Source organism: Pontimicrobium sp. MEBiC01747, from assembly GCF_053601635.1.
Map to the genome: position 1 here is coordinate 1 of NZ_JBSHNS010000534.1, position 710 is coordinate 710.

Here is a 710-nt window from a genome sequence, read left to right on the forward strand (position 1 = left end):
CATTTGGGGAAAACAATCCTAATAGGATTTAAATAAGCTCTTGTTAATCATCTTAATATTTTAAATACAATTACATTTTTTTGAAAAACACCTATTTTATAATATTTTTTCAGAAACTAACTATTACGTAATTAATGAAACAGAAAAGCGACATATATGTTATAAACACATTTATTTATTAAACCATAGTTGCGTTTTACTTCTTTTGAATACTAGTACAAGTTTGACTAAAAACACACACTTTATCGATTTTATTTGCATTTCAAAGTGTTTTTAAAGTTTTTTTCATACTTTAGTAAGGCTCAGCTCCCCCAAAAACAGTACCTACCATGAAAAAAACTATACTCCTATTAGTAGTGTTAGTTATCTCGTTAACTAACTTAAACGCCCAAGAAACGCATAAACAAAAAGCAGAAAAATACTTAAAAGAAAAGGATGAAGTCTGCTTTACATTTAAAGCAAGTAACAAAACACAATTTAATGCATTATCTAAAATAATCTCTATAGGGCATAAACATGTAGATGAAGATGCCTTAGAGGTAGAGGCTTATGCAAATTCAAAAACATTTCAACAGTTCTTAGAATACAATATTCCATACAGTGTAAAAGCTGAAGACAATGAATTATTGTTCGATCCGCATTTAAGTGGTCAATCACCTCAAGCAATATCTAAATACGGAAAAAATGCAGCAATAGCTGCTGGATGGGAT

1 protein-coding gene is annotated in these 710 nt (G+C 29.2%); it reads left to right on the plus strand.

What is annotated here, in order from left to right; all coding sequences use genetic code 11:
* Positions 1-329: 329 nt before the first annotated feature.
* Positions 330-710, plus strand: a 381-nt coding sequence (locus tag ACVC2P_RS17270; RefSeq protein ID WP_452599695.1) for a hypothetical protein, incomplete at its 3' end; no start/stop codon positions are given.